This is a genomic window from Paenibacillus nanchangensis (assembly GCF_046543445.1).
Lineage (GTDB): Bacteria > Bacillota > Bacilli > Paenibacillales > Paenibacillaceae > Paenibacillus_AQ > Paenibacillus_AQ nanchangensis.
Genome location: NZ_JBHOFD010000002.1, coordinates 128,571 through 154,778, shown reverse-complemented (window position 1 = coordinate 154,778; position 26,208 = coordinate 128,571). Strand labels below are relative to the sequence as shown.

At 57.3% G+C, this 26,208-nt stretch carries 19 protein-coding genes; 7 read left to right on the top strand and 12 right to left on the bottom strand.

Going from position 1 to position 26,208, the window contains the following annotated elements; translation table 11 throughout:
* Positions 1-60: 60 nt before the first annotated feature.
* From rlmN to ACE6ED_RS02060, 4 genes are all read right to left on the bottom strand, one after another.
* Positions 61-1,155 (bottom strand): 23S rRNA (adenine(2503)-C(2))-methyltransferase RlmN, encoded by a 1,095-nt coding sequence (rlmN, locus tag ACE6ED_RS02075; protein ID WP_410825288.1) that lies wholly within the window; start codon positions 1,153-1,155, stop codon positions 61-63.
* A 271-nt stretch (positions 1,156-1,426) separates the two neighbouring features.
* Positions 1,427-2,161 carry a hypothetical protein gene (locus tag ACE6ED_RS02070; RefSeq protein ID WP_410825287.1) on the bottom strand — a complete coding sequence of 245 codons (735 nt, stop codon included), beginning with the start codon at positions 2,159-2,161 and terminating at the stop codon, positions 1,427-1,429.
* Between the two features lie 126 nt (positions 2,162-2,287).
* Entirely contained in the window at positions 2,288-4,105 is a 1,818-nt protein-coding gene (locus ACE6ED_RS02065) for an APC family permease (RefSeq protein WP_410825394.1), read from the bottom strand.
* A gap of 138 nt (positions 4,106-4,243) precedes the next feature.
* On the bottom strand, positions 4,244-5,197 hold the full coding sequence (locus ACE6ED_RS02060) for a helix-turn-helix transcriptional regulator (protein ID WP_410825286.1): 954 nt from the start codon (positions 5,195-5,197) through the stop codon (positions 4,244-4,246).
* Positions 5,198-5,278: 81 nt separating this feature from the next.
* Here ACE6ED_RS02060 and ACE6ED_RS02055 point away from each other — a divergent pair, with 81 nt between their 5' ends.
* Positions 5,279-5,833 carry a dihydrofolate reductase family protein gene (locus tag ACE6ED_RS02055; protein WP_410825285.1) on the top strand — a complete coding sequence of 185 codons (555 nt, stop codon included), beginning with the start codon at positions 5,279-5,281 and terminating at the stop codon, positions 5,831-5,833.
* Here the strand turns inward: ACE6ED_RS02055 and ACE6ED_RS02050 are convergent.
* The 3 genes from ACE6ED_RS02050 to ACE6ED_RS02040 all read right to left on the bottom strand — a co-directional run bounded on the left by ACE6ED_RS02050 (position 5,811) and on the right by ACE6ED_RS02040 (position 8,078).
* Positions 5,811-6,290, bottom strand: coding sequence for an SRPBCC family protein (locus ACE6ED_RS02050; protein ID WP_410825284.1), 480 nt, complete (start codon positions 6,288-6,290; stop codon positions 5,811-5,813). The genes ACE6ED_RS02055 and ACE6ED_RS02050 overlap by 23 nt on opposite strands.
* Before the next feature lie 370 nt (positions 6,291-6,660).
* Positions 6,661-7,269: a biliverdin-producing heme oxygenase gene (locus tag ACE6ED_RS02045; RefSeq protein WP_410825283.1), complete on the bottom strand. Its 609-nt coding sequence runs from the start codon at positions 7,267-7,269 to the stop codon at positions 6,661-6,663.
* 23 nt (positions 7,270-7,292) lie between these two features.
* Positions 7,293-8,078: a GNAT family N-acetyltransferase gene (locus ACE6ED_RS02040; protein ID WP_410825282.1), complete on the bottom strand. Its 786-nt coding sequence runs from the start codon at positions 8,076-8,078 to the stop codon at positions 7,293-7,295.
* Between the two features lie 278 nt (positions 8,079-8,356).
* On the opposite strand from ACE6ED_RS02040, the gene ACE6ED_RS02035 reads away from it, so the two are divergent.
* The 5 genes from ACE6ED_RS02035 (at position 8,357) to ACE6ED_RS02015 (ending at position 12,912) form a co-directional block, all read left to right on the top strand.
* Complete coding sequence (locus ACE6ED_RS02035; RefSeq protein WP_410825281.1) at positions 8,357-9,085, top strand: ZIP family metal transporter; 729 nt, start codon at positions 8,357-8,359, stop codon at positions 9,083-9,085.
* 336 nt (positions 9,086-9,421) lie between these two features.
* Complete coding sequence (locus tag ACE6ED_RS02030; RefSeq protein ID WP_410825280.1) at positions 9,422-10,432, top strand: sulfonate ABC transporter substrate-binding protein; 1,011 nt, start codon at positions 9,422-9,424, stop codon at positions 10,430-10,432.
* Positions 10,429-11,211, top strand: coding sequence for an aliphatic sulfonate ABC transporter permease SsuC (ssuC, locus tag ACE6ED_RS02025; protein ID WP_410825279.1), 783 nt, complete (start codon positions 10,429-10,431; stop codon positions 11,209-11,211). The genes ACE6ED_RS02030 and ssuC overlap by 4 nt, the downstream gene beginning before the upstream one ends.
* Entirely contained in the window at positions 11,181-12,023 is an 843-nt protein-coding gene (locus ACE6ED_RS02020) for an ABC transporter ATP-binding protein (RefSeq protein ID WP_410825278.1), read from the top strand. The genes ssuC and ACE6ED_RS02020 overlap by 31 nt, the downstream gene beginning before the upstream one ends.
* A gap of 229 nt (positions 12,024-12,252) precedes the next feature.
* Positions 12,253-12,912: a YitT family protein gene (locus tag ACE6ED_RS02015; protein WP_410825277.1), complete on the top strand. Its 660-nt coding sequence runs from the start codon at positions 12,253-12,255 to the stop codon at positions 12,910-12,912.
* 11 nt (positions 12,913-12,923) lie between these two features.
* Here ACE6ED_RS02015 and ACE6ED_RS02010 read toward each other — a convergent pair whose 3' ends face one another.
* Positions 12,924-14,222 (bottom strand): MFS transporter, encoded by a 1,299-nt coding sequence (locus ACE6ED_RS02010; RefSeq protein WP_410825276.1) that lies wholly within the window; start codon positions 14,220-14,222, stop codon positions 12,924-12,926.
* A 179-nt stretch (positions 14,223-14,401) separates the two neighbouring features.
* On the opposite strand from ACE6ED_RS02010, the gene ACE6ED_RS02005 reads away from it, so the two are divergent.
* Positions 14,402-14,797, top strand: a complete 396-nt coding sequence (locus tag ACE6ED_RS02005; protein ID WP_410825275.1) for a hypothetical protein — start codon at positions 14,402-14,404, stop codon at positions 14,795-14,797.
* A gap of 39 nt (positions 14,798-14,836) precedes the next feature.
* Here ACE6ED_RS02005 and ACE6ED_RS02000 read toward each other — a convergent pair whose 3' ends face one another.
* The 4 genes from ACE6ED_RS02000 to ACE6ED_RS01985 form a co-directional block, all read right to left on the bottom strand.
* Positions 14,837-17,248: an ATP-dependent helicase gene (locus ACE6ED_RS02000; protein WP_410825274.1), complete on the bottom strand. Its 2,412-nt coding sequence runs from the start codon at positions 17,246-17,248 to the stop codon at positions 14,837-14,839.
* A 1,342-nt stretch (positions 17,249-18,590) separates the two neighbouring features.
* A complete protein-coding gene (locus ACE6ED_RS01995) occupies positions 18,591-21,014 on the bottom strand; it encodes a GH36-type glycosyl hydrolase domain-containing protein (RefSeq protein ID WP_410825273.1) in 2,424 nt (807 codons plus the stop codon).
* Between the two features lie 194 nt (positions 21,015-21,208).
* Complete coding sequence (locus ACE6ED_RS01990; RefSeq protein ID WP_410825272.1) at positions 21,209-25,450, bottom strand: glycoside hydrolase family 2 protein; 4,242 nt, start codon at positions 25,448-25,450, stop codon at positions 21,209-21,211.
* Positions 25,447-26,121 carry a hypothetical protein gene (locus ACE6ED_RS01985; RefSeq protein ID WP_410825271.1) on the bottom strand — a complete coding sequence of 225 codons (675 nt, stop codon included), beginning with the start codon at positions 26,119-26,121 and terminating at the stop codon, positions 25,447-25,449. Before ACE6ED_RS01985 ends, ACE6ED_RS01990 begins: the two co-directional genes overlap by 4 nt.
* Between the last annotated feature and the right edge of the window lie 87 nt (positions 26,122-26,208).

Genomic DNA, 26,208 nt, shown 5'->3' with positions numbered 1-26,208 from the left:
CAAACAAGCCGCCCGTCGCCTTCATAGGCGCCGAAGCGGCTTGTTCGTCCAAAAACACCTTTACGATTGTCCCGCTGCGGCACGGTCTAACGCGCCGGCGGATTTCCGGATTTGTTTGCTGCGCAGCTGGCCGCAGGCGGCGTCGATGTCGGTGCCGTGCTCCAGCCGTTTGCTGACGCTGATACCCTGTTTTTTCAGCGTATCGAAAAAGGCGGTCACCGTCTCGCGCTCGCTGCGCTGGTATTGGCTGTGTTCATCTACCGGATTATACGGGATCAGGTTGACGTTAACGAGCGATCCCTTGTCCCGGAGCAGATCGGCCAGCTCAAGCGCCTGCTCTCTGCCGTCATTGACGTCTTTCAGCAAAATATATTCAATCGTCACCCGGCGTTTGGTCCGCTCCAGGTAATAATCGATCGACTCCATCAGCTTCTCGATTGGAATCGCTTTGTTGATCTTCATAATACGCGTCCGAAGCTCATTGTTTGGCGCATGCAGCGACACCGCCAGATTCACTCCGGTGTTCGCGTCGGCAAATTCCACAATTTTGCCGGCCAGACCGCTGGTGGAAACGGTAATCTTCCGGCCTGCGATCTCCAGACCCTTCTGGTGTTTGACGATATCCAGGAATGTCAGCAAATTCGCAAAGTTGTCGAACGGCTCGCCGATCCCCATCACCACGATATGGCTGACCAACTGCCCTTTGCCTTCCTGATCCAAAAACTGCTGGACCTTCACGATTTGCTCCACTATCTCTCCAGCCGAGAGGTCCCTGCTCTTCGCCAGCAGCCCGCTGGCGCAGAAGCTGCAGCCAATGTTGCAGCCGACCTGCGTCGTTACACAGACCGACTGGCCAAACTTGTGGCGCATCAGCACGGTTTCAATCAAATTGCCGTCAGCCAGCCGGAACAGGAACTTGACCGTACCGTCCGCCGACTCCTGGCGGGTGTGCTCGGTAAGCGTGGATATGGTAAAATGCTCCTCCAGCAGCCGCAGGCAGTCGGGATTGGCATCGGTCATGCTGCCAAAATCCGCCGCCCGGCGCACATACAGCCCTTCCCAGACCTGCAGCGCGCGAAACGGTTTATGTCCATATGGAAGCAGCCAAGCGGACAGCTGCTCCAGCGTTAATCCGTAAACGGATGGTTTTGTCATTGGTAACCCTCATTTCATGATCACGCAAAATAGATTCGGCCGCACAAAGCCGAGAAGCCGCCGAAATCGGCGGCGCTTCTATTGTCCCAAATTTTTGTTATTTAAACAAGTGGCAATACCCAGAAAGACGGGTTTGGCGCTGCCCGCCCGGCCTCTGTGCTTCCACCCGACCCTCCAGCCTTGATCGCTGCTCCCGTGCCTCCAACCCAATACCCCGGCTCAATCGCTGCTCCCGTCCCCCATTTCGGCGCTCCTGCATCTTAACCGGCAGTCAAGTGAGATTCGCCGGCTTGGACCGGCCGGTTCGGCGTTTGCGGATCCACAGCGCGATCAGCACACCGGCAATCACCAGCACAATACCGGAAGTCCAGGCGATTGGCGCAATGTTGGGCAGCCATATTTTTAGCCGTATGGGATCAGGGTTCTCCAATGCCACCCGCCAGGTCAACGTCTTCCCTTCCTGCACGGCATTATGATCAAGAATGACATCAAACGGCAGCGTCAGCTGAAAATTAAATGCAAAATTCCGCAGCAGCAGGGAAATCAGCGGTTCGGGAACGCCCATCTCCCGCACCTTGTCCAAAGCCTGGTTCAGGTAGCTGTCCGAACGCAGCTGAATGGAGACATCCTGTGTTGTATAAAAGAAATGCTCGCCTGTCTCCACCTTCACTTCCACCGCGTCACTATCTGTGGCAAACTGGCTGAAATAGTCCCGCATTTCCTGAACGGAAGCAAACGAGCGGGCAATGGTGTACTCCACACCGCCGTCTTCCTTTTTGCTAAATTGGATATCCCGTTCGGCCAGCGCCTGCTCCAGCCAGCGCAACGCTTCGTCTCCCTTGTCGCCCAGCAGGTTCATCAGCCGGGATTCCAGCCGGACCTTGAGTTCCACGTCGGCACTGCCGTCTTTATGCACCGTCAAATGTCCCGTGCCCTCGGCGCATCCGGCCAGCACTGCAAGCATCAGCACCAGCAGCGCAACTAGGCTTAGTCCTCGTTTTCTCATTTTGTTCCTCCCGGCAAGCTTGGCATCCGTTTACTCTCGATACTCTCGACTCATTATATCGGGCCTGGCCGCGAAAAAAAAGCCGCCTCACAGGGAGGCGGACCAACGGGCCGGCGCTTGGTGCGCCTAACGGTTCAAATGGAACGGCACTGTCGCGACCACAACATCCTTGTAATTGATCAGGTAAGCGCGGATCAGCAGACTGGACTGGTTGTGCAGTGCGTTTTCCCACCAGTGCCTTGTAACGAATTGGGGAATGAGCACGGTGATGTGGTCGGACTCCGCTTTTTTCCACTCCACCGTATCGATGAATTTCTTCAGCGGCCCGAGAATGCTCCGGTACCGGGATTTCAGCGTCACCAGCCTGACGCCCGGATTCCACTCCGCCCAGCCCCGTTCCATTTTCTCGATCGACTCGTCGTCAAATCCGATATAGACGGCCACCACCGTATCCGATAACGTTTTGGCGTAGCTTACAGTATTCCTTACCACCTGCGTAATCCCGGCCACCGGAATGATAACCGTGTTGCCTTTTGCCGTCGGCTTCTCGTTATGAAGATCAACCCGCAGCTGGTCGGCAATGTTCCGGTAGTGGGAGTTGATTTTGTTGAACACATAAAGGACGATCGGGAAAAAGATAAACACAAACCAGACCTGCGAGAACTTGGTAACGATAAAAATCAGGGTAATCGACAGCGTGGTCAGCATGCCAACCGTGTTGACCAGGAACTTGCCCGTCCAGCCCGCCGGCTTCGTCCGGATCCACCGCACCATCATTCCAAGCTGGGATAGCGTAAACGGGATAAACACGCCGACCGCATACAGCGGAATCAGGCTTTCCGTATTTCCGCCGAACGCGGTGACCAGAATCGCCGACATGACGCTGAGGAACAAAATTCCGTTTGAGAACCCCAGCCGGTCGCCCCGGACCATAAACATATGCGGCATAAACTTGTCTTTGGCCAGCATAAACGCCAGCAGCGGAAACGCCGAATAGGCTGTATTGGCCGCCAGGAACAGGATGAGCGCCGTCGTGCCCTGGATAAAATAATAAATGATCCCCCGTCCAAACGTTCCTTCCGCAATCTGCGACACCACGGTGGCGTCTGCATTCGGCTGAATGCCGTACCAATAGGCCAGCAGGCTGATTCCCATAAACATAGCGCCAAGAATGATGCCCATCATCAGCAGCGTATTGGCAGCGTTTTTGGCCGCCGGCTCGCGGAAGTTCGGAATAGCGTTGGACATTGCCTCCACCCCTGTCAGGGCCGAACAGCCGGAACTGAAGGCTCTAAGCAGGAAAAAGAGGCTGATATTCGACACCGCTGAATGCATCTCGGGAGCGGCGGCGGGCGCGCCGCCGACAAAATAGCGGATTACTCCGCTTATAATCAAGACAAAGATCGAAACGACAAACAGATAGATCGGAATCGCCAATACGGAAGCCGACTCCGTCACGCCCCGCAGGTTCATTACGGTCAGAAACAAAATCATCACCAGCGCAATCAGCACACGGTGTTCCTGAAGGGCCGGAAAGGCGCTGACAATCGCGTCCGTCCCGGCGGAGGAGCTGACCGCCACCGTCAAAATATAATCGACCAGCAAGGAGCCGCCGGCCAGCAGGCTGGGCGTTTTGCCCAGATTGTTTTTGGCGACGATATAAGCGCCCCCGCCTGTTGGATAAGCAAAAATGGTCTGTCTGTAGGAAATAATCAGAATCGTCAGCAGGGCCAGAACGGCCACCGAAATGGGCACGGAATACCATAATGCCGCCGCGCCTACGGTCATCAGCACAAGTAAAATTTGCTCCGTCCCGTACGCTACGGAAGACAGCGCGTCGGAGGACAGGATCGCGAGCGCCTTCAGCTTCCCCAGCTTCTCTGCCTCGAGTTCCGAAGATTTCATTGGTCTGCCGATCAGCAGCCGCTTGAACTGATTCCACATCGCCATAGGATCACCCGGTTCCAAATATTGTGAACTGACTCTCTACGCTACTATATCAACACAATTTGTGCGCTTAAACCGTTCCCGGTGCCGAAGCTGCACAATTTCTTGCGTTAGCATTCCCCAAGGCGGCGGACCTCACTCCCCGTAACGCTCCAGTGTGCGCCGGGCCAGCTCCCGCACCCGTCCGGCCGCGGCCTCCGGCTCCCGGATCCGGGCTTCGGGCCCAAGCGTAAAGAAATATCCCGCCACATGGTCCAGGGCCGATTCCGGCACCTCCAGTACGGCAAGCCCTGAGCCGTCTTCCTCCGTCTTCACATAAGGTTGGACCGATTCGTTATCGAGACAAGCAAGCACGCCCCGCGCCGTAAGCTCCACCACAAAGCGGACGGAAGGCCCTTCCTCGCTCCTGCCCTGGGAACGGAGCCATTCTCTCAGTGTAGGCAGCCGGATGCCTTTAGGAGGAGAACCTGCCGTCTCGGCGCCTTTAATCCGGTCGGCACGCAGCGTGATCGTTTTCCCGCGCGCACGGTCCCAAAGCGGAACGTACCAGAACCCTTTTGACGTGTAGACACCGAGCGGAACGCCTTCAATAACGGAATGCCTTGCCGATCCGGAACGGTAGGTTATCCGCAGCAGGCTCCGGCTCCCTGCATGCTCAAGCAGGAACTTCAGCCAGGGCACGGGCAGCGGATGGTTTGGCGAGAGGTACGCGATGTATTCGTCAAGCCTCTTCAGTTCGCCCCGCAGCCGCTCATCCATCCGGCTGGACAGCTTGCGCAGCACTGCGCTGTAATCGGCGGCAAAGGGAAGCCCCTGCAGCTGTTCAAGGGATTGATAAGCGAAAAACAGGCTGAACACTTCATCGTCGGTGAACGAGACCGGTGGCAGCAGCTTATTGGGCAGCACCCGGTATCCGCCCCCTCTGCCCGCCTCGGAAACTATCGGCAGCCCAAGTTCTCCCAGCTCGGCGATATACCGCTGGACCGTCCGCTCGGAGAGACCAAATTCGCGGGCAACGTCGCGGGCGTTGAATATTTTGGCCTGGTTAACATACAGCCACACTTCATTCAGCAGCTGAAATTTCTTCATCCTCTGCCCCCTTTTTAGGCGACAAATTTTGTCTGGATTCTACGGTAAGCTGAATGTATCACAAGGAAAGGATGATCTGCAATGACGAACAAACAAACAGGAATCCGCAGCGTATACATCGCTGCCAGCCTTGACGGCAGGATTGCCACGCCGGAGGGCGGGGTGGATTGGCTGCATGCGGTGGAAGGGGAAGGCGATAACGGCTACGAGGCGTTTTATTCGGCTGTGGATGCCGTCGTGATGGGCAGGGGCACTTACGAGGCGCTTCTTGGTTTTGACGTTCCTTTTCCGTATCCGGGCAAGACCTGTTATGTCGTATCAGATACACTGAACGGCCCCCGGGAACATGTGGAAATCATCGGGATGGACAAGCTGGAGGAGATTTTGAAAAAAAACAGTTTCGGCAAACTCTGGGTGGTCGGCGGCGGCAAGCTCATTTCAGAGCTGCTTAACCGCAGCCTGCTCGATGAGCTGATCGTTACGGTGGCTCCGGTGCTGCTGGGCGAAGGCATCCCGCTGTTCACCGGCCTGAAGGAATTCCGCAAGCTGCGTCTGGAAGAGATCCGGCGGTACGGCCAGTTCGCAGAGCTGAACTACCGGGTGGTCCGCGAAGCTACGCCTCAACCAGGTGAATGACCCGGATGCCCAGATAGTCGGCGATCCCCCGGGCCCCTTCCCGCATCATCCGGTGATGGTTCCAGATGAACGCCCGGCGGCACAGCGGCGCAAGACGATTCATCCACCGCTTTGTTGTCCGCACCTCCCAAACGAAGCGGACTTCCGTGCAGCGGGGGCCGCGGGGGATAAAGGTGCATGTGCCTTTTCCCTCCAGCTCCCCGGCGGCCCGCAGCTCAATGCAGCCGGGCCGGGTTTTGCGGGTAATCGTCGAGTGAAAGGATAGGGTGTAGATTAGCCTGGTGCGAAACACCGACAGATAGACGTCGCCTACACCGTCTCCCGAGCTGCCGGACCGGATTTTGCGGAAGGTACAGCCCCGCCACCAGCCCGTATGCTCAAAGTTATCGATCAGATCCCACAGTGTATCTACATCGGTCCCCAGTACCCAGCTGCTTACAAAACGGTAACGGTTCATACCGGTCCCTCCCGCCGCTTGTCATGTAAATCGGTTAGTCTATTGTGGCACCGTAAGCCGGTTTCCATAAGAGATGGCAAAATACTCACTACATAACTAACCAAAAGCAGGCGGTTTGACAAAGCAGATACCGCTGCAGGCCCGCATCGTTCGGTTTGCAATAACCTAGCCGTTGGGTTTGCCGTCAATGCTGGCGGCGGCTGCGGCGGCTGGCGGCTGCGGCGGCTGGCGGTGTCTTAGGCAGAGAGAACGTACAGGGCAAGCACATAAAGCAAATCGGATCCGGTCAAGGAAGCTCCTTGAGTCACGGATCCGGTTTTTAACTGCTCCTGTATTATAAAACGTCTTCTGCCGGCCGGCTGCACCCAATTCACCCGGCATCGGGTGTGGCCGGATGTGACCGGATCCACTCGTCCAGTTTACGGAACGTATCCACCGCGGCTTCCCGCATTGCCGCCAGATCGGCTCCTTCCGATTCCGCCCGGCTGATTTTTTCCCGGAACGCCTTCCACATCTCCCGGGTCCGTTCCCCATATCCGGCAAAATAGCTGATACCCGCGCCCGGAGACAGCGGCAGCCGTTTCATCAGCTTTTTCGTGATCAGCTGTCCGCCCAGCGTCGAACCTTCCATGACATAAAAACAGCCCAATAGCCGCGAAGAAGAGTTCAGCTCTGGAAGATTGCCGCATAACGTGATTTCCGCCAGATCGGTCTCTTTCAGGCCAAGATGGCGGAGATCCACTTCAAGCTGCGGTGTCTTGAGCCGTGCAGGCTCCAGCCCGCTTGCCTCCCATCCGGCGGAGCGGACAGCCCGCTCTTCCAGCGGCTTTACAAATCCGTAAAACAGCTGGACATACTGCCGGTACATCTCCAAGCTCATGCTGCCGTTCATCATTGCCCGGGCGTATCCGTTATTTTCCAGCTGCTCGTGGTAGGATGCCGTAGCTTCTCTCAACTGCGCCATCGCATCTCCCGTCATCGCACATCCCTCCGTTCCCTTATTTAGAAGTACATCATCAACCATCTTCCAATATCCCGGAAACCAAGGCGCTTATAGATCTTCCCTGCATCAGGATTGTTATAAAAAAGACAAAGGGTCCGCCCCTCCGCCAGCACATCCGCGCACAAACTGCCCACAATGCGGGTAGCCATTCCTCTGCCGCGCATGGCGGGATCCGTCGCCACCCCGACAACCATGGCAGATTTGGAATTTTCGGCCGTAGTGGACGCAACTGCAACCACGCGCCCTTCCTCTTCAGCGTAATATACCCGTCCGGTGCCGCTCTCCAGCGTACGGTGCAGGCCCTGCCGGGAATCGCTTTCGAATTCTTCAATCCCGTCGAGCAGCACACAGATTTTTTCGACATCCTCCACCTCCGCGATCCGGATGGGAAGGCCGCCGGCAGGCGCTCCAATGTTAGCATCGGCAAGGGTCTTCATTTCGGCAAAATACATCGGTTTTTCCTTGCGGAACTGCAGCGCGTTCCGAAATGCGCCGACCACTTCTTCCGACCCCGACATCATCTCTGCATCGGGATCGCGGCGGATAATGGCCGACAGCCCGTCCACATCAAAGCTGCCTTCGGCATAACACAGATAACTCCGGTAATAACGGAGCAAAACCGCCCGGAATGCTCCAGCTTGGTTGAATTCTCCCCATACTTCCATAAACGGCTGCTCCATTCCGAAATTCTCCACATCGCCGATCAGGAACAGGTTCAGCGCCGGCTGCTTCTCTAAATACTGCATCAGCATGCCGCGGTCGGCGTCCGTCAATTTACGAATCATAGGTATTCCTCCTGTCTTGACGTTTACCATATCACGGGGGAAGAAACAGTGTAAAGGGTAGGCCGGAAGCAGTGCTGAAGACCCTGCAGCCGGTCCAGTCCGCACCTCAGCCGGGATCACACAGTGGCCTGCAGCTGGGCATGGCAAGGCAGCGGCCGGTTCACGCCGAGGCATGTAACTGGGCACGGTGAGCATGCGGCCGGTTCACGCCGAGGCATGCCGGCGGGAACTTGTACATATTCTCTGGTATAACCTATTTTCCACACCGGAGGCTGCTAATGGACATTTATCTGGGCGCCGCCCTCTCCGCCATGTCGACCGCTTTGGGTGCGCTGCCGGCAATGATTTTCCGGGACGTCTCCCACCGCCGCAAAGATACTCTGCTGGCCTATACGGCGGGAATTATGGTCGCCGCTTCCACGTACGGCCTGATTCCTGCCGCGCTGAAGCTGTCCAGCCTATGGGCGCTGGCCTTGGGCATCCTGCTCGGAACGGCCGTGCTCACCTGGCTTGAACACTCGCTCCCGCACACCGATCCCGCGCATTCGCCTCCATCGGGAGAGACATCACGGGCGCTGCTGTTTCTGATCTCTATGGGCCTGCACAATTTGCCCGAAGGACTTTCCGTCGGGGTCAGCTATGCCAGCGGCAGCCAGGAGCTTGGCCCGCTGGTCTCTTTTGCCATCGGTCTGCAGAACGTACCCGAAGGCTTCCTCATCGTCCTGTTCCTGCTCACCCGGGGAATTTCGCCCATTAAAGCCTTCTTTTATACGTGCTTGACCGGTCTGATTGAGCTGCTGTCCGCTTTCGCAGGCATCCGCTTCTCGGAAGGCTTTGCCGGAATTGTGCCCTACGGGCTGTCCTTTGCGGCGGGAGCCATGCTTTTTGTCGTTTATAAGGAACTGATTCCCGAAAGCCATGGGGACGGCAACGAGCGCACCTCTACCTTTGCCTTCATCTTCGGGCTGCTGACGATGATTGCGCTAACGGAAAAGCTGGGACCATAATCCGCTGGAAAGGCATAGGGCTGGCAAAATCCAGTACAGAGCGAATCCAGACCGGCTGGATTTTGCTGCACCACACCCGGCCGATGTCCGGTGCGGTATCTTAGCGCTGCGCCAGTTCCCGGCACCGTGATACTCCCCTGAACGGTGCCAACTCCCCTGAACGGCGCCAGCTCCTCTGCACTGCGCCAAATCCCGGCACTGCGCTAACGCCAAATGCGGCCCGCTTCCTTTTTCACCCGCGTTCCTCTCCGCGCATATCCTGTAAAAAAGGCTCCCGCCTACATCTACGGCATGTCTTACGCGGGAGAACTCCGGATAGAGGGGAGAAGTGAAATTTTGAACACAAGACATCCATGGCTGGTCCGGCTTGCCCTGCTCCTTATTTTGGCGGTGGGAGCCGCGGGCTGCTCGGCCGGGGCCGCTTCGCCCGGAACGAACGGCGGACACAGCCCAGACGAAAAATCCGGCAAAGCCGTCCGCATCGGGTATCAGAAAAACGGACCGCTGCTCATATTGAAGCAGCGGGGAAACCTGGAGGAGCGGCTGAAGCCGCTTGGTTACACTGTGGAGTGGTTCGAGTTCCAGGCGGGGCCGGCTCTGCTGGAAGCTTTGAACGCCGGCAGCATCGACCTTGGCCGGACCGGGGACGCTCCGCCTGTTTTTGCCCAGGCAGCCGGGTCTTCCTTGGTTTATGTCGGGGCCGGGAATCCAAAATCGCAGGGATCGGGTATCCTGGTACCGAGCGATTCCGCAATTCAATCGCTTGCCGGTCTCAAAGGGAAAACGGTCGGATTTGCCAAAGGCTCCAGCTCCCACTATCTGATCGTCAAAGCGCTGGCCAAAGCCGGACTTGCGTTTGAGGATATCCGTCCGGCCTACCTCCAGCCGGGAGATGCCCGGATCGCGTTTGAACAAGGGCAGATCGATGCCTGGGCCGTTTGGGACCCCTATACGGCGGATGCCGAATTATCGGCGGGCGGTCGCCTGCTGACTACAGGAGAAGGCTTAAGTTCGGACCGGGATTTTTTCCTGGCTTCCGAAGCCTTTGCCTCGAAACATGAAGACGCCGTAACCGCCTTTCTTGAGGAAGCCGGCCGGGCCTGCGATTGGGCAAATGAGCATCCCGAAGAATTGACGAAGCTCCTATCCCCCGTTCTTGGCATTCCAGCCGGCTCCATGCGGGCTGCAATTGACCGGAGGGAATACGGAGTGACAGCCATTACCGGCGAAATCGTCCAGGAGCAGCAGGAAATCGCCGACCAATTTTATGCGCTGAAGCTGATTCCCGGACAAATCCGCGTAGCCGACCGGATTTATACCTTCAAGACCGGGGACCCGTCCAAGTGAAGCGGACAGCAACCCTGATTCTCCGCGCCCTGCTCCCGTGGGGAATCCCCGTGCTGCTGTTGGCGGCATGGCAGATCTCTGTAACCGCCGGTTATGTATCCGCCCGCATCCTTCCCGCTCCTTCCGATGTGTTTCAGGCGGCTATCCAGCTGATCCGGACGGGCGAGATGGGTCATCACGTGCAGGTCAGTTTGGGAAGGGCGGTGACAGGTTTCCTGATCGGCGGCCTCACCGGCTTTACGCTGGGGCTGCTGAACGGCTTGTTCCGTACGGCGGAAACGCTGCTGGACACGTCGGTGCAAATGCTGCGTAATATTCCGCATCTTGCGCTGATTCCGTTGGTCATTTTATGGCTCGGCATCGGCGAAGATGCAAAAATTCTGCTGGTTGCACTTGGCGTTTTATTCCCGGTCTACCTGAATACGTACCACGGAATCAAATCGGTCGACCGGGGGCTGATTGAAATGGGCATGATGTACGGATTGCGGGGATTCGCGTTGTTCCGGCATATTATTTTTCCCGGGGCTTTGTCGTCCATCCTGGTTGGCATCCGTTTCTCGCTTGGCGTTATGTGGATGACCCTGATTGTAGCGGAGACAATATCGTCCACTTCCGGGATCGGGTATATGGCGATGAATGCGCGGGAGTTTATGCGGATGGATATCATTTTGGTAAGCATTGTGCTGTATGCGCTGCTCGGTAAACTGTCGGATGTAATCGCCCGTATGCTGGAAAGGAGATGGCTGAAATGGCATCCCGGATACAAAACACAGTCTTGAAGAAATCCCCTCCCGATATTCATATCCGGCTGCGTGGTCTTCGGAAGGAATACGGGGGTACGGTGGTGTTCGACGGACTCCATCTGGATATCCGCCGCGGAGAATTTGTCGCTATCGTGGGAAGAAGCGGCTGCGGAAAAAGCACCCTGCTGCGGCTCCTGTCCGGCCTGGAGAAACCCGAAGGCGGGGAAATCAACGTAAGCGGCAGACCGCTGGAAGGCTATAACCGCGAAGCCAACATGATGTTTCAGGACGGCAGGCTTTTGCCGTGGAAACGGGTGCTGGATAATGTGATGCTTGGTTTAAAAAGCGGCCGCAAAGACGAAGCCATACGGGCGCTGGCCAGCGTCGGACTGGAGGACCGGCTGGACGCTTGGCCGTCCCAGCTCTCCGGCGGCCAGAAGCAGCGCGTTGCACTGGCGCGGGCGCTGATCCATAAACCCAGCCTGCTGCTGCTTGACGAGCCGCTTGGCGCGCTTGATGCACTGACAAGGCTGGAAATGCAGGCCTTAATCGAAAGTCTCTGGATCGCGGGACGCTTTACGGCGCTGCTGGTGACCCATGACGTCGAAGAAGCCGCCGCTTTGGCCGACCGCGTTATCGTACTGCGGGAGGGAGGCGTTGCGGATGACATTCCGGTTCCGATTCCCCGCCCCCGGGCACGGGGGCAGTCCGCTTTCGCCGAGCTGACCGGCGGTATTCTGGGCCGGATTCTGGAACGGGAAGACAGCAGAGATCCGCTCTCCCCAGAACTCCCGCCCGCCGGATCGGGCGGAGCGCTGCAAGGCCAACCGGGCTGGGTCAATGCCTAAGTAAAACTTGTCTGATCTAACTTAACCAGCTTAACTATCATGCAACAGCAAGCCGGAATCCCCGCTGCACAAGGTTTGTTATGCAGCGGCCGATTCCGGCTATTTTCCCCTATACAAGGACAGCCTTATGCCTCTGCCTTACGCGATTCCGTGGCATGTCCCCGCCGGTCCGGGCATAGAATGGATTGAAGACAGGCTTTCGATTCCAATGGCGAAGGATGATCCTTCTGTGACAACCCGAACTGGCGTTTTTCGGCCTCCTCTTGCCCGGCGGGCATTCAAAAAAGGCGCGCATATCTTTGCCGGCTCGATGATCCAGGGCTTTGCGATGGCGGTGTTTCTTTTCCCCCATTCGATCCCGTCCGGCGGGGGCGCAGGAATCGCCGTGCTGCTGAATTACGGACTGGGTATCCCGATGAGCCTGGGGCTGTGGGCGGCTAACATTGCGTTTTTGCTGTTCGGCATACACTATCTGGGCAATGTCAGCGCCATCGGCACGGTGATGGTGATTACGCTGACTTCCGCCTCGGTTAACGTATTTGATGCGCTGGCGGATTCGCCGTTTCAAAATGTGTGTATCGACCTGCTATGCGGTTCGCTTCTGCTCGGCACGGGCATTGCGATTCTGATGCGCGAACGTTTTTCCAACGGCGGGATCGGCTTCGTGGCTTTGGCCATCGCAAAAACCCGGGGCGTTAACCCCGGGCGGACGCTTTTTTGGCTGAACGGGATAATTTTCGCCGTTACCGCCTATGTTATTGATTGGCACATCATTTTCCAGGCCCTTATATGCCAGTGGATTTCCACCAGGCTCGTTGGTCTGCTGTACGGACTGTCCTTCCGCCGCAGAATATTAGCTTTCCCGCGCGGCGGAAGGAAAAAAAGGTAGCCTTATACCCATTAGCGGCCATGCGCGGGTTCCAGCATTTTCACCGGTCTCTTCGGGCGTTTTTCCCGGCGTTCGTCACCGGAAGTTTTCCCCTCTTTTCCCTTATCGCTTACCCGGATCAAAAAGGCGGCCAGTACGCCAACTGCCAGCGTAAAGCAGGCGATGGAGATAAACATGCCAAGCCGGGACCATTCCATCAGCCAGCCGAAAAGCGGCGGACCAATCGCCACGCCGAAAAACCGGACGGAGCCATAAAGCGAAGTCACAAACCCCCGGCGTTCCTTACCCACCGCTCCGGTGATAAAGCTGTTGATGCATGGCAGAACCAGCCCAGTTCCCAGACTGCTGACCGCCAGCACCGAGATGAACAGCGTCAGGTTGCTGATCAAAGACAGCGAAGCATAAGATGCGGTAATCAGCGCAAAGCCCAGCACAATCAGCTTTTTCATCCGGTGCTGATCCTTCCCGATTTTACTGCCAGTGATGTAAGAAGTTGTACACATGACCAGCAGCGGGATCGCCAAGACCAGCCCTTTCATTACCCCCGTCACGTTATACTGCTTCTCCAGCGTCTCCGACAGGAAAAACAGGATGCCAAACAGCGTAAACAGACAAGTTGCCCCCGCCAGATAGGCAGTAAACAGCCATCGTCCCTCCTGCTTGAACACTCCGAGAAGTCCTTTCGCGTATTGCTTCAACGCGGGGGGATCCTCCGTTTTTTTCTTTTCCTTAATGAAGACCCAGGTCAAAATGATCGACACCAGCACAACAAGCGGAAAAGCAAAAAACACGCCATACCACACCAGCAGCGCAATCAGCGAGCCGAGAATCGGCGACATTACCTTGCCGAAGCCATTCGAGGCCTCAACCAGGCCTAAAACCCGGCTCTCCTCGCTTCCTTTAAACAAGTCGCCCGTTAACGCCATTGCAATTGGCGCGGTCCCCGCCGCCCCGATTCCCTGCAGCACCCTGCCCGCCAGAATCCACATATAGGCATTGGGTAACCAGGCGGCTGCAACGCCCGCCAGAATCCCCCCTGCTCCGTACAAAATCAACGCCGGAATAATGACGGCTTTACGCGAGAAACGGTCGGACAGATAACCCAATACCGGGATGCTGAACGCGGCTACCAGGGAGAACAGCGTAATCGTCAGGCTGCTCTGAAAAGAGGAAAGATGCAGTTCGGATTTCATCGTCGGCAGTACCGGGATCAGCATGGAATTGCCCAGTGTCATGATCAGCGGAATCGAGCCGATGGCGACAATGGTTTTGCCCGATGCTTGCGCACCGTGCGATGCGTCGGATGACATAGCAGCGCCACCTCCATCAAAATCAGTTTTCTCCCGTTAGATTGTCCCCGCTAAACCGCGGCTATTCAGCGGTTGCAGGTTCCGATTCCCAACATGGTTTGGATGAATTTGGAGGTAAATAAATTGGTTGCCCCGGGTACTCTAATTCCTACAACCAAGAGTGAGGAAGGAATGTACTGATGAAGCTGTTTATCGAGCACATCTTAGACGAAATCGAACAGATCGGATTGGGGCGCGGCCTCCGGTCCTCTCTGTCCGCCAACCAAAACGACGACAATTATGTTCGAGGCGTGCTGCAGTGGTTTGATGATAGCTACGACATTCACTACGTCATCCTCTTCAGCTATCCGGAAGAGCACCCGTGCCTGAATTATGTGTTTTGGGTGCTGGACCGGGAGGGGAATCAGACCGTCATAGAGCAGGACGGCTCCAAAGAAAAAATGATGGACATTGTGAAAGAGAAGGCGCTTAGGGAAATAAACGTCAATCTGGCTAAGGGGGAAGAAATCCGGCAGCTTTTCGCAGTACTCGAACGGCTCCCAGTTCGGCCGGATGTGCAGAAGGAGTTTTCTTAAATGAACTTCTTCAAGTGAAGCCCAAAAAACCCGGCTTTATCAGCCGGGCTCAAGTAAGCCAAGTTTCAGGCAGGACTCGACGGACAGCCGCTTGGACTCCCCTCCAAAACGCACCTCCACCCGGTCGCCTTCAACGCCAACGATCTCGCCCGGGCCAAACGCCCGGTGCCGGACGGCCAGGCCGGGGGTCAGCCCGTCGCGCCGGACGATGCTTCCCGGCCGCGGCGCAACCGCCGCAGCGGCAGGGGACGTCACAGTGACTGCAGCCGGGCCGCGATGTGACCCAGCTGCAGAGATGGCGGTCCGATGCCCGGACACGCCAGCCGCCGTTCCTCCCGGCCGTGCGTTCCCCCCGCCCGTCCGGCTGGCGGACTCTCCGCCTGCTCGTCCCGTCCTTCCGGCAGGGCCTCCCGCCCCTCCGCTGCTCCGTCTCCCGATGGGGACGGCTGTCCGCCGCTCTGCCCTGTCCGCTGCCGCCGCTTCGCGGATCGCTGCCGCAGCGGCAGGGTCGGCAATCTCCCGCACCGCCGTCACAAACGGCGATTCGGCGGCGGGCTCCCCGTCCCGCTCCTTGTAGACGACCAGCTCCAGCCGCCGCTTGGCCCGGGTCATCCCGACGTAGAACAGCCGGACGGCTTCTTCCATCGCTTCCCCTTCCCCGCCCGTCTGCCGCTTGGCATCCTCGGATGAGGGGATAATCCCGTCGACCAGATCAATCATGTACACCCGGTCGAATTCCAGGCCTTTTGCGCTGTGGAAGGTGGAGAACGTCACCGCCTGTTCTCCCTTCCGGCGCTTTGCGGTCTTCAGCAGAGCCTCCAGGTATTTCAGCCGGTTCGCAAAATCCTCCATCGTCTCCAGCCCGTCCGCAATCTCTTCGAGCGTGTTCAAAATCCCGATCAGCGCCTCCTTGCGGAAACCCATGCGGTCGCTCATTTTTTCCAGCGCCTTCTCGTACCCGAGGCGGCCGCGGATTACCCGGATCGCCTGCAGCGGAGGCATTCCCTTCATCTGCCGGAATGTATCTCTGGCCGTTTCCAGCAGCTTGACCTGATAATCGCGCAGCTCTACATGGTTCAGCAGGTTATCGAACACCGACTCGTCGTTCCGGATATGCATCAAAGCCGCCATCTGCTGCCGGCTGATGTAGCCGGTCAGTTTGAGGTGGATTTTTTCCAGCAGGTCAGGACGTTTGTCCGTAAAAGTCATCCGCATAAAATTCAGCACATCTTCAATCACCCAATGCGAAAAAAAACGGTTATCCGCATCCTTCATATAAAAGGGAATTCCCGCGCGGTCGAACTCGTTAATCAGTGCAATGGACGAGGCATTATTCCGGTACAGCACGGCCGCTTCGCCCGGCTTGTCCAGTCCGCCAATTTCCCTGGCCAAATATTTGGCCTGAAACCGGTAGTTCGCCAGACTGCGGAACACGATGGGCTGATCTTCCCGGTTGCGGGTGAACATGTTTTTGTCGTACCGGTTCGCGTTGCGTTTGATAAACCGGTTGGCTGTATTGACGATGCTCGGCGTGGACCGGTAGTTCTGCTCCATAAAAAGGACGGCGGCTTCCGGATAAGCGCTGCGAAAATCCAGCAAATACGCAGGCTCCGCCCCGCGCCAGCTGTAGATGGACTGGTCGTCGTCGGCAACCACGCACAGGTTTCCGTGGCGGCGGACCAGCTTGGCAATCAGCTCATGCTGCACAAGGGAAGTGTCCTGGCTTTCATCGGCCAGAATGTAGTCGTAGCGGCGCGAATATTTGTTCAGCAGGACCGGCTCCCGGCCCAGCGCATCGTTTGCGGCGGTAAGCATATCGTCAAAATCAAGCAGCAGCGAATCGTGGCCGGTCCGTTTGAACCTTTCGTATTCCTCCAACACGCGGTCCGCTTCGGGCACATCGGTCTTTACCTCGGACCACCGGGCGGGGGGAACCATTTTATTTTTGATATAGCTGATGTAGGTCGTCAGCTCATCCATCTGCTCGTCGGTGATCTGCTGGCCGGCCACTTGATGGTACAGCGTGCGCAAAATGATTTTTTTGTGAAGCGGAAGGGTTTCTCCCGCCTCGTCTTCCTTCACATCGCCTTCGATGATCCGGAAGGGGGTTCTTGTCCGGATATAGTAATCGCGCGTAATCTCAAACGCCAGACTGTGAATCGTCGAAAAAGACACCGGCACAAGCTCCGGAAACAAACGGGCAAACCGCTCTTTCATATCGGCCGCCGCCGCCCGGCTGAAGGTCACCGCCTTGATCCGGGACGGATCGACTCTCCGCTCTTCAATTAAATAACCGATGCGCATGATCATCGTGGTTGTTTTGCCCGACCCCGGCGAAGCAAGCAGCAGCAAAGGGCCTTCGGTCCGTACGACCGTTTCCCGCTGAACCTCGTTCAGCTTCACCCCGCTTGCCGCCTCATGCCGGGCAAAAAAGCGTTCCTGCCGCTCCATTTGCAACTTCCCTCTTTCTCCACCAGTTCAAAAAGCACGTCTTACGATCATACCACGATTTAGGCGGCTGGTTCACCTGTCCGGGTATCTAAATTTTGCTCCTTATATATTATTGAGGAACTTACTTCATACTAAACAGTAAGTCTCATTTTAATGGCGGTTGGGATTGCAATCATTGTTATCTCAAAATTTTACAAACTCAACTTTCGCAGCTAGAAAAATGGCTTAGACTCTTGAGTGAGCAAGAAAAATTCAATAAATTTACTTGTATGGACAAAAACACCTCACTTGTTAGGGATCATGGTAGTGCGACCAACCATGCCAACAAGAAAGGTGCGTAACTCTATGCTACAGCAACATTCCCTATCTGAACACAGTCCCGATTTTCCAAAATTCAGAAACCTTTTGGAAGCCCTTTGGAGGCCCTTTGAAGCAGCTCGACATGTTCTCCCCTATGACTTTCATACGGACTCAGAGGACCCTATTTGCTGATTATTCCGTGTTTTGGCAAAGAGACGGACTCAGATTCACTTATTTACGCGGAGGGTCCATCGTTTGGATGTTTTCGGTACGAATAACGGATCTGGAGTCCGCAAGGTAACCGAAAAGCCCAGGAATTTCAGTAATAACGTCCTCTGGGTCCGGAAAGACCTACGTATCGCGTACTGCAGTAATCCGCGGTGGGTGTGTCCCTGGAGAGGATTCGTTCCAGTTCGTTCAACGACAACAGCGGCAGTCGAAGACATTGTTCATCAAGTCTTGGTGCACGCTGCTTTTATTAACCCAACTTTCGCAGCCTAAGATCGGAGCTCAGCCTGAGATCGGCAGCGCAATCTAAGATCGGCAATGCAACCTGAGATCGGAAGCGCAACCTGAGATCGGCAGATACGCCTTGAGATCACTGGGCAAACCGGAGATCCAGTGCTGGAGTTGACTTTGAATCAGGGTGGAGCATTTCTTCCCAACCTGAGTCGCGCAATTTCGTTCAGCCGTTCTATGCGTTGCGCCAAGGCAACTGCCCGATCTAGGGTGCTAACTTCATCGCACAGTAATACTAGCACGCTGAGCGTGCGTTCGCCGCGGGCGAAGCGGTGTTTTTCTATTTTTTTCAAGACGATTACTTTATTGCGGTTACATCCACGCCAGGACTGGAGCTAAGCTGATTTTCGCTCTGCGAAAGTTGAGTTACAAGAAAAAAGAAGCCAGGACTAAGCCGGAAAGGCTAGGAGAAGTCTGGCTTCTTTTCTTGTTTACTTTTTCATGCCTGTCTTCTACTGCTGCATTCAAGCGCAATCACCCTGGAGTCTATTCCATAGGCCAGCGGTAACTACCGGATAAAAAATCACATTAAAACCTCCACCCGGACCGTGCTTCCGGCCGGATATGCCGGAACCACCCGGCCCTCGATTGGCTGACCGTCCACGCGGATTTCGCGAACGCCTTTGAAAACGCCGCTTTCGTTCTTCACCGAGATTTCATAATCGCTGCCCCGGAACCGCCGCTTGACGGAGAAGCTGTCCCACTCCTGCGGGATGCACGGGTCGATCGACAATCCTTCCAGCACCGGTTTGACGCCCATAATATACTGCGTCGCCGCAACATACATCCAGGCAGCCGTGCCGCTCAGCCAGGACACATTCGCAAGTCCAAACTTGTCGGATTCCGGGCCAAACAGGTTGGAGGCGTAAACATATGGCTCCGCCTTATACCGCCACAGGCCTGCCCGCTCCATCGCCACGTTCGGAATCAGCTGGCGGTAATATTTATAAGCGCGGTCGCCCCGGCCCAGCATACATTCGGCGATAATCGCCCAGGTGTTGGCGTGGCAGAATACCGCGCCGTTTTCGCCGGTGCCCTTATTGTAGTTGGTCAGCGGATCGGCCGGGTCTGGGAACGTGGTGATGGACGGATGCAGCTTTTTGATTCCAAGTTCCGTGTCAAGAATGTCATGGACGCTGTCCATCGCCACACGGCCTTTTTCCTCGTCCGCCATTCCTGACAAGGTGGCCCAGGTTTGGGCATTCAGCCAGATTTTCGCCTCGTCATGCTCGTCTGTTCCCAGGAAACGTCCGTCGTCCATAACGGCGCGGCGGAACCAGCGTCCGTCCCAGCCCAGCGTATTGACCAGCTGCTTCTGTTCCTCGTACATCCGGTCGTAGCCTTCGATATGTTCGGGATATCCGGCCAAATCTGCCAGATCACGCATCCGCCGCAGCACTGTGCCGAGCTGCATCGCCGTCCAAATGCTTTCGCCTTTGCCCTGACGGCATACGCGGAACAGCTGATCGTTCCAGTCCGAACGCAGCATCAGCGGGAAGCCGTTGGGCCCAAGCTTGCTTGCGGTAAAATCAATCGCCCGCTTCAAATGCTCGTAAACCGTCCCTTCCCCGCCGTCATAAAACGGTACAGTTTCCTGGAGAAGCGATGCGTCTCCTGTTTCGGCAATCCAGTCCCATACCGCAAGCGCGGTCCACAAATGGTCGTCCGAATGGATGCTTGTTACCGGGTCCCAGCCCTCCACCGGGAAAAAATAATGGTTCACATGACCGTCCCCGTACTGCTGGCCAAGAAGCAGCTTGATTTTGTCCCTGGCCGCCTCCGTGTCGAAGGGAATGACAGCAAGAATATCCTGCGACGTATCGCGGTAGCCGACGCCCCGGAACGTGCCGGTGGCATAAAACGAAATGTTCCGGGAAAACAGGAAATTCCGGTGCGACTGATACGGATTCCAGATGTTGATCATCCGCTCCGCCTCCCGGTCGGGCAGCTCGCAGCTCCAGGCATCCAAATAATGCTGCCAATTGGCGCCCAGCGCTGCAAATGAACGGCTGACAAAATCCGGTTCACGCGACCGCTGGACCGCTTGCACAATTTCTTCTTCATCCATGGCGGTGCCCAGGAAAACGTTGATCGTGCGGGTCTCGCCGGGCTGCAGCTCGATCTTGAACTGCAGGGCGCCGCACGGGTCTCCGCCCATCAAGGTGGAGCCGGTGCAGCCGCCGTGTTCAATCGCCGCGGGATTGGATTCGCTGCGGTAGCTGCCGATGAATTCCTCGCGGTCGCCGTCGTAAGAATAAAGCGGTGTATCGGCCGCAAAATAGACAAGCGGCGTTTCCCACGGCTTCGGCTGGTTTTCCACGCCGTATTTGTAGATCAACGCTCCGGTTTCGTGGTACTGCACTGACACCTGGTGTTTGTTGTAGCACTGCCACTGCAGCTCCCGCATAAACTCCATCATGCCGAATTCGGCATAAGCGTAAACATTCAAGCGTCTTGTCTCACTGCCGGTATTGGTCAAAGTCAGATTCCAGATCAGCGAATTTTCATAGGGTCCGACAAAATACACTGTTTTCGCCGCCACATCCTCTCTCGCCGCTTCAAAACGGGTGTAGCCCATGCCGTGCGCGCTTTTCCATTGTTCCGGCTTCGTGAACGCCGGCTCATAAGTCGGATTCCAGTAGCTGCCGGTATCGGCATTTTGGATGTACAGATAAGGACCCGAGCGGTCGGTCGGCAGGTGGAAAAAGCGGTAGCGTGTAATCCGCCAGATCTGCGGCGATTTATAAAACGCAACGCCGCCGCCCGCATGGGAGAGCATCGTGTGGAAGGTGCCGTTGGACAGATAGTTCATCCATGGCGTTGGCATATCATGACGGTAAAACTCCACTTCCTTCGCTTCATCGCGGAAAGCAAAAAAATCACTTAAATTATGGTCCTTTGCCGGGGCTTTGCTGCCCGGATCTGCTGGCGTATGCAGTGGGGTCATGGGTTAAATCACTCCTTGTGTGTGTATTGGTGTCAGCGGCTGAATTTTCTGCTGCTTGGGCGATACTGCCCCGGATTCCTTCGGACGGCGTTACTTGCATATGAGCGGCATAGCCTCACTGCCTAAAGCACTGTGGAGCCGTCTCTGCCCGGAAGTCTGCCGCCCAAGCCTCCCAGCGCGAACGGCAGTGCCGGTTATTTCGGTTCAACCTCGTCCATCGTCATCCGATAGCTCAAATCGTTCATGTAGGTGCCGTCCGGATTCATAAACACCATGCCGAGAGACAGGTCCTCTTCCCCGCTCTGGACGATGACGATCAGGCGGTTCACGCCTGTCCGCAGCCGGAAGCCCGCCTCGGGTTCGCCCACAAGCTTCCCGTTGATGTAGACGGCATACGGCCGGCCGGTCAAAATGCGGAGCTGGGCCTCACGTCCTTGTCCGTCGACGTTGAGGTTCCTTTCCATGGCGCTTTCCGTAGTGCCTTCGCCGCCCGCTTCCCGCGGAACGTGCACAAAGCAGCTGAAGAACCACGGCTGACCGCCGGGCGACGGGATGTGGAATTTGCCGTCAGCAGGACCCCGCTCTTTTTTCTTCATCCAGCCGTACAGGCCTTCTCCCAGATTGTTAAGCGAGAACTCGGGATCAGTGTAATACGCCTTCATTTCCTCGTAGGCGACATGTGGCGGACAGGGCAGCGCCATTACCGCTTCCACGGCCCATTCGGCATCGCCCTTCTGGCGCTCCAATAACCCGTCATGGAACGCCGCGCCCAGATTGGCGAGCAGCCGGCTGTAGAGCCGGACGCTTTTGGCGCTGTCCGGCACGGTCAGGATTTGCGAACAAATCACCGTTCCCGCTCCGGCGGCGGTCTGAATGACATAGTCCCCGGGCGTCCGGGCTTTGTCCTTGTTCAGCTCAACCAGCGCAATCCGGCTGTATTCCGCTGTCCGGAGGTGCACAAAATAATCCTTCCATGCGGTCCCTTCAATGCTCCGGCACAAGACATCCGCTCCCGGCACGGAGATGCGGTTCAGCGCCAGCGGCCGGTTGACCACCTCACGCGGGGACAAATGCACCTTGTCGAACCCGAACAGATCAACCGGACTAAAGCCGCCCACTGCTTCAAAACGATCGTCCGCCTCCAGCTGATACGTCTCCTGCGGCCGGATTTCCGTCTCCCGGCCAAGCAGCGCGGCAAGCTCCTGTTCCTGCCCGGGCTCGGCTGGCAATACAACTACGTGACCGCCGCGCTCCGCGAACCGGCGCGCCGCTGCGGCCGCTTCCGTCGTCTCCAGCACGGAAGGTTCAACGATCAGCAGCCCGTAAGCTTCCTGCGGTACATCCGCACCGGGATGCAGCGGGTCAAAAACGAGCGCAAGCTGTCCGAGGAACGCTGCTGCGGCGCTGTCCTCGCGGACCCAGGCCGCGGTTTTAACCGGCGGCTTCGCTTCAGCCTGCCCCGCATAACTCAGCAGATTACGCAGCAGGAGACAGGCCTGGGGCACCCGGTCCATGTTGGACATGATGTCCAGCTGGCAGGCGAGGAACCGGCCTTCGCCGTTCTTGTATTCGAGCATCGGAGACCACAGGTCCCCCCCGTCGCCGAAGTCGCCTTCGCTGCATTCCAGCAGCAGCCGGAAATCGCCGGTCTCCGGCTTTTCGAATGCCGCCTGGATGATTGGCAGCGGACCGTTTTCCGTAATTGCTTCGTGCCAGAACATCAGGTCGTCATCGCCGAGGCCTGCAAGTGCCGGATGCGTGTAGCTGCCCCCATGGGCCCGGAAGAAGCCGCGCCGGGTAAGCTTCAGGTCGCCGATCGACAAGTGGCGCTGCTCCAGCAGCAGCAGCTTCGCACCCTTGCGCAGGGCAGCCTTCAGCGCCTGCTCCAGCCCGCCGTCCGGGTCTTCCTGCCCGCTGCCGACGATCAGCAAAACATCCGGCTGCAGCCCTGGCAGTTCTTCCGCCTTGATCCGCCCGCAAGCCGGGAGGAAACGGCGAATCCGCTCATATTCGTTATCCGTCCCAAGGTAAACCGAACGGCGGCCGATTTCGACCGTCTGGCTTTTCAGGCCTGCCGGGTACAGCCGGTAGGCCAGCTCCAGTCGGTGAACCTCTGCGCCGTCATGGTACAGGACGGCCGTAAACGACGCTTCCCCTTGCCCCTGTACCTGCTCCGGCGTCCAGGTCACGCCGATCAGCCGGCGGTCCGCCGGCGCCTGCCGAAACGCAAAGGTCTCGTCGTGCACGGCCCGGCCATTTTGCTCAATCCGGATCTGGACTTTGACGTCCCGGTCCAACAGCGTGTCGTTGTAGACATCGAAGCTGCGGCGGATCGGCTCATCATCGTAAAAAGACCGGTTGTACTCCGCAGCCAGAATCGTCGCGGGTTTAAAGGCGGCCGCCAGGATATCCCATGCCGGATTTTTGCGGTAAGCCGGATACCCGGCCGGCAGCAGACCGTTGTTCAGCGACAGCGAGTAGGCCGGAATCCGTTTGGGCTTCACGCCAGGCGTCTGGAGGTCACCCTGCGGCAGTTCGATGTCCCGCTCCGGCATCGCCCGCATGAAATAATGGGCGAAGTTAAATGTAGATAATCCGCTGACGCCTTCACGCCTTGCGTGCTCCACGAATAAACGCTCTTTTTCAGCAAGCCCTTTCACCGCTTCATCCGTGTGGCGGTATGCCGCAAGTCCAACGTACATACTGCTGTTCTGCGGGCAAATATACCACCAGCCTCCATGTTCTCCGAAGGTCAGCGGCACGCTGCGGTCCCATTGTCCAATGGTGCCGTCAATGTTGTAGTGCCTGCTCTCCACCTCCGTCAGCGCCTTCGGCAGCAGCCGGTTATCGCCTTCGACGATCATTGGCCGGGTCGGGTCCAGCTTCCGGATAATCTCCATAAACTCCGGAATATACTGCTTGTAGCCGTCCCGTCCGTCCACCCAGCGCATTTCATTTTGAATGCTCCACATGATGACGGACGGATGGTTTTTGTCCCGGACCACAAGCCGGCGGATATGCGCGCGGCAGTTCGCGATGTAGTCGGGGTGGTCGGCCTGCATGGTTTTTCCGGACCCGTAAATGGCCGTCTCATCGACAATCAGCATGCCTTCTTCGTCCGCGATGGACACGTAATAGGCAGGATACGGCTCGGCATGGAGCCGGATGCTGTTCACCCCGGCTTCCTTGCACATCCGGTACCAGGTGCGGACATACGCCTCCGTCTGCTGGGCGCCGCCCTGAAAATGCCACGAATCGCCGCGCAGATTCACGGGAATGCCGTTCAGCATGAAGCGGGGGCCTTCGCTCCAGATTTCCCGGAAGCCAAACCGCTCTTCCTTCCGGTCAATTAGGGTTTCCCCGGCATACAGCTCAAGCTCCGCCATATACAGCTCGGGGGAGTCGGGGCTCCACAGCTTGGCGTTATCCCATTCCAGCCGGAAGGCTGCCGCCCAGGCCGGGCCGTCCTGTATGTTCTCGCATAGTCTAGGCAGGCCTTCGGCTGCCGCCATCTCAGCTGTTTCCGCCTGCATGACCGTCTCACCGGTAGAGCAGGAGCGAATCTTCAGCGTCAGGCGGAGCGGTGCGGCCGTGCCGGGTGCTCCAGGTTCTAACGTTTCCGGTGTCCGCGGAGCTCCTGCCACTCCCGTTATTCCCGGGGCTCCACTAGCTCCCGAAGTTTCCGGTGTTCGCAACGTTCCCTGCACCCGTGCAGTATCCGTTACCGCCGGCACTTCCTCCAGCTCTGCAATGCCCGGTCCTGTTGCTCCTCCCCGCAGCCCCTCGTCCTCCACGCTGCCGATCACCGCATCCACTTCCAGCCGTCCGCCGCGAACCAGGGTGCGGATGGTGACGTCTTCGATCGCGGTTTTGGGGTAGCTCTCCAGGAACGCATCCTGCCAGATCCCCCGGCAGATGTAGCTGTACCAGGAGCCGGTCAGGCCGGTGACCTTCTTTTGGCCGGACGGAATCAAAGTTTTGTCGAAGCTGCCGCACACGACATGCAGATGATGTTCTTCCCCCGGCCGCACCAGAGCGGTAATATCCAGCCGCAGCGGCAGGTAGCCGTCCTCCCAAATCGCGGCCGCCTTACGGTCCACGTAAACGGCCGCTTTTTGCATAATACCGTCCAGCCGCAGCACAATACGCCGGCCCTTCATCTCCACCGGCACCCGGAAAGTGCGGTGCAGCACGCCCGCTTCGGCGGCCTCCCATTCCCGCGGATACCCGTACAGGTCCATTGGACGGTAGCCGTGCTCCGGCACCTCCCCGAACAATCGGCCCGGCTCAGGTTCGTAAGCTCCCCTCCAACTGGACGGGACCTGGACTTTGCGCGGTTCGTAGACGAGCTTCTCAGGCAGCCGCCGGCAGACGGGCTGATCGTAAATCGGCATGAAATCCCACTCGCCATTGAGGCATAGTTGCATCCGTGTCATCTTTTTGATTCCTCCTGTTTAGATTGAGGGGAACGCAGCTCCAGGATGGGTGACAATCTCAGCCAGATCTCCTCCCCTTCGGGCACGCCTTCCCATTTGCTGAAATGCGGATCCATTACGCCGGCCCAGTCGTCAGGTCTCAGCGAAGTGTTCAATAAGCCTTTATAGGGAGCAGGTTCCCGGGTTGCGGGGGTTTCAGAATAAAAAAACAGCAGATTTTCATGCAGCCCGATGATCCCGTATTTATCCCCGTCTCCAGGACGTTCTTCCTGATATTGATAGTGGTAATACACGTAGCTCGCCACCTGGTCCGGCTTGAGAAGCGCAATCCGGCCGTATCCCACCGCTCCGTTGTGTATACGCTTCCAATGTTCCCGCGAAACGGGCCGCTGGTAATGAAAAATATCCATCATAGGCGCCCACAGCCGCGGTGCTCCTGTCCCGGGCCAAGGCAGCAGCACTTGCTCCGCGCCGGGAAACAGCTCCTCGGGCCGCGCCTTGTCCCCTTCGCATTCGTAATACAAAAACAGACTCCGGTCACAGCCGAATAAACCGAGCACCGTGACGGCCCGCTGTTCCGCTACCGTTTCCGCCCGGTCTCTCACTGAGCGAAAAAACGTCTCTGCCTCTACCCCTTCGGCACATTCGGCCCGGTATAAACAACGATGCATCTATCGCACCTCCTCGTTCACTTTCCTTCTCCTTCGTCCTCTTTATGTTACCGGAAGAACGTATCCGATTCCTTGACGATCGGGACC